At 61.1% G+C, this 3625-nt stretch carries 6 protein-coding genes; all 6 read left to right on the top strand.

Going from position 1 to position 3625, the window contains the following annotated elements; all coding sequences use genetic code 11:
- Nucleotides 1-889: type IIL restriction-modification enzyme MmeI (locus tag RMO18_RS10740; protein ID WP_405054047.1), on the top strand; the 889-nt coding region annotated here is incomplete at its 5' end.
- A 160-nt stretch (nt 890-1049) separates the two neighbouring features.
- Entirely contained in the window at nt 1050-1241 is a 192-nt protein-coding gene (secE, locus tag RMO18_RS10735; RefSeq protein ID WP_309665840.1) for a preprotein translocase subunit SecE, read from the top strand.
- Between the two features lie 171 nt (nt 1242-1412).
- Nucleotides 1413-1946, top strand: coding sequence for a transcription termination/antitermination protein NusG (gene nusG / locus RMO18_RS10730; protein WP_309665839.1), 534 nt, complete (start codon nt 1413-1415; stop codon nt 1944-1946).
- Nucleotides 1947-2039: 93 nt separating this feature from the next.
- Nucleotides 2040-2492 carry a 50S ribosomal protein L11 gene (rplK, locus tag RMO18_RS10725; RefSeq protein WP_309665837.1) on the top strand — a complete coding sequence of 151 codons (453 nt, stop codon included), beginning with the start codon at nt 2040-2042 and terminating at the stop codon, nt 2490-2492.
- Between the two features lie 4 nt (nt 2493-2496).
- A complete protein-coding gene (rplA, locus tag RMO18_RS10720) occupies nt 2497-3195 on the top strand; it encodes a 50S ribosomal protein L1 (protein WP_309665835.1) in 699 nt (232 codons plus the stop codon).
- A 189-nt stretch (nt 3196-3384) separates the two neighbouring features.
- Nucleotides 3385-3625, top strand: a 241-nt coding sequence (gene rplJ / locus RMO18_RS10715; protein WP_405054048.1) for a 50S ribosomal protein L10, incomplete at its 3' end; no start/stop codon positions are given.

The raw sequence follows: 3625 nt of genomic DNA, 5'->3' as shown, positions 1-3625 counted from the left end.
GCAGGACGGACAAAAGCGGATCATTCAGGGTAGCAAGCCAGCCGATGGTGCACGTCTCAAGCGCCAAGGTGGCGGCTACGAGTCCTTCTCCAACCTGATTATGGACGCATCCGACCGAAACAAGCTTGTCCAGATGCACCCTACGCTTAATCCCGTGATCCGCCCCTATGTCGGCGGCGACGAACTCATTTCGGGCGAATGGCGCTTTTGCCTTTGGCTCAAGGATGCCAGCCCCAAGGACTATGATTTCCCGGAAATCCGGGACCGCCTCCGGCGGGTCAAGTCGGGTCGTCTGCAAAGCCCGACTCTGTCGGTGCAGCAGTATGCCGACTATCCCACCCTGTTCACCCAGGATCGCCAGCCGCAGGTCCCCTACATCGCCATCCCGGAGGTTTCATCCGAAACACGCGACTACATCCCCATCGCCCTGCTTGGCCCCGAAGTCATCGCCTCGAACAAGCTGATGATCATGCCGGGCGGCACGATCGCCGATTTCGCCATCCTGACCTCCCGGATGCACATGGCATGGATGCGCACGGTCGCGGGACGCCTGAAGAGCGATTACAGCTATTCCCCGTCCGTCTACAACACCTTCCCCCTCCCGCCCGCCAAAGACCTCTCCAAACTCGACCTGCTCGCGCAAGCCGTCCTCGACGCCCGTGCCGCCCATCCCGGTGCCACCCTTGCAACCCTCTACGACCCCGACCTGATGCCGCCGAACCTGCGGGCTGCCCATACCGCGCTCGACCGCGCCGTGGACCGGTTCTACCGCCCCGCCGGTTTCGCGTCTGATCGGGAACGGGTGGAGCATCTCTTTGCCCTTTATGAGGCGATGGTGGCCCCCCTTCTGGCCGCGCCGAAACAACGACGGGGCAGGGCGAAGTCTTAACAAAGTCTGAATCCGAATTCCTAACCCGTTGAAATCGTTTGCCCCGCACTTTTGTCCACGCGTGGACACGGCCTTTTGCGGCCCGTCCCGCCCGTTTCCCTTGAATTCCCGCCCTATCCGCCGTATCTCCCCCGAAACCCCTATCGCCGGAACCCATCCCATGGCCACCACGAACCCCCTCCAGTTCATCAGCCAAGTCCGCGCCGAGGTTGCCAAGGTCTCCTGGCCCACCCGCCGCGAGGTGATGCTGACCACGATCATGGTTTTCATCATGGCCGCCCTGACCTCGGTTTTCTTCAGCCTGGTCGATCTCGGGATCCGCACCGGCCTGAAGGCGATCATCGGCACCTGAAAACCGCGCCCTCGGTGGAAGCCTCTTGAAATAACGGTGGGCAGCGGATAAGTCCGCCGTAACCAAAGGGACACCGGCGCGCATCGATTCGAGGTGCGCGCTGTTTTTTGTTCCGGGAACAAGGAAAGCGGGCCCCGAGCAGCGGCCCCGACAGCAAGGAAGATTATGACGATGGCGAAGCGCTGGTATTCGGTGAGCGTCCTCTCGAACTTCGAGAAGAAGATCGCCGAGCAGATCAAGACCGCCGTCGCCGATGCCGGTCTTGAAGAAGAGATCGGTGAGGTGCTGGTGCCCACCGAAGAAGTGATCGAGATGCGCCGTGGCAAGAAGGTGACCTCGGAGCGCCGCTTCATGCCGGGTTATGTGCTGGTCCATATGGAAATGTCGAACCGGGGCTACCATCTGATTTCTTCGATCAACCGGGTAACGGGGTTCCTTGGTCCGCAAGGCAAACCGATGCCGATGCGAGATTCTGAAGTGAACGCGATCCTGAACCGCGTCGAAGAAGGTCTGGAAGCCCCGCGCAACCTGATCCGTTTCGACATCGGGGAAACCGTGCAAGTGACCGATGGCCCGTTCGAAGGCTTCTCCGGCATGGTCGAAGATGTGGACGAGGCGCACAACCGCCTGAAGGTCACCGTGTCGATCTTCGGCCGGGCAACCCCGGTGGAACTGGAATTCACGCAGGTCTCGAAAGGGAACTGAGTGCCACGTGGGAGGCGAGCGCCAGCGCAAGCAGGTGACAGACCGAACCACTAAACCGCACCTCTGGGGTGCAGTGACAAAGGAGAAGGCCAGATGGCCAAGAAGATTATCGGCAGCCTGAAGCTGCAAGTGAAGGCCCAGCAGGCCAACCCATCCCCGCCAGTCGGCCCGGCGCTGGGTCAGCGCGGGTTGAACATCATGGCCTTCGTGAAGGAATTCAACGCGAAGACCGCCGAGATTCCGGCAGGAACACCGACCCCGGTGATCATCACCTATTACCAGGACAAGTCGTTCAGCCTTGAGCTGAAGACGGCTCCGGCCTCGTTCCTGATCAAGCAGGCCGCCGGTCTGCCGCCAGTCGGCAAGCGCAGCCGCGCCAAAGGTTCGGTCAAGCCGGGCCATGCGGTGGCGGGCTCGATCTCGGCCGCGCAGCTGCGCAAGATCGCCGAGACGAAGATGAAGGACCTGAACGCGAACTCGGTGGAAGCTGCGATGCAGATCATCCTCGGTTCGGCACGGTCCTGCGGCATCGAAGTGAAGGGCTAAGATCATGGCAAAGCTTGGAAAACGCGCCGCCAAAGCGGAAGAAGCCTTCGCTGGCAAAATGAACATCACCGTCGAAGACGCGGTGAAGCTGATCAAGGGCGCGGCCTCGGCCAAGTTCGACGAGACGCTGGAAATTGCGATGAACCTTGGTGTTGACCCGCGTCATGCGGACCAGATGGTCCGTGGCGTGGTGCAATTGCCGAACGGCACTGGCAAGACCGTGCGCGTCGCGGTGTTCGCCCGTGGTGCAAAGGCTGATGAGGCCAAAGCAGCAGGCGCCGATATCGTCGGGGCAGAAGACCTGATGGAGACCATCCAGGCCGGCAAGATTGAGTTCGACCGTTGCATCGCGACGCCGGACATGATGCCGCTGGTTGGTCGTCTGGGCAAAATCCTTGGCCCCCGCAACCTGATGCCGAACCCGAAGGTTGGTACCGTGACGATGGACGTGAAGACGGCCGTCGAAGCAGCCAAGGGCGGCGAAGTGCAGTTCAAGGTCGAAAAAGCCGGCGTGATCCATGCCGGCATCGGCAAGGTGAGCTTTACCGAAGACAAGCTGGCAGAGAATATCCGCGCGTTTGTCGATGCGGTCAGCAAAGCTCGTCCCGCCGGCGCTAAGGGCGCGTACCTGAAGAAGGTGTCGCTCAGCTCGACGATGGGGCCGGGCGTGTCGGTCGACATCTCGTCGGCGACGGCAAACTGATTGGTGCGGTGCGTGCGAAAGCAGGCGCCGCACCCATGACTTTCCGATGCTTCGGCAAAGGAAAACTGCCGGGCTGAAAACGCCCGGTTCTGTCCAAGACGGTGGGTGGCGCGCAAACGCCTTAATGATCCTGCCTGAGATGGGGAACGAAGGATTGTCGCCCTCGTGGCGATCTTGGTCGCGGACCTTATCACGGACCCGAACGCCCCGGATTTCCGGGGCAAATATGAGCCGGGGGGAAACCCCCAACCTTGGAGTGAAACTGTGGATAGAGCCCAGAAAGAGAAAGTGGTCGATGAACTCGGCCAGATCTTCGAAAGCTCTGGCGTCGTAGTGGTTGCCCACTACGCGGGCATGACGGTTGCACAGATGCAGGACCTGCGCGCAAAGATGCGTGACGTAGGTGGGTCCGTTCGCGTTGCCAAGAACA

It is taken from the genome of Tabrizicola sp., from assembly GCF_031377265.1.
In the GTDB taxonomy this organism is placed as follows: domain Bacteria; phylum Pseudomonadota; class Alphaproteobacteria; order Rhodobacterales; family Rhodobacteraceae; genus JAUYQR01.
This window is presented reverse-complemented; position numbering and strand designations above follow the sequence as displayed.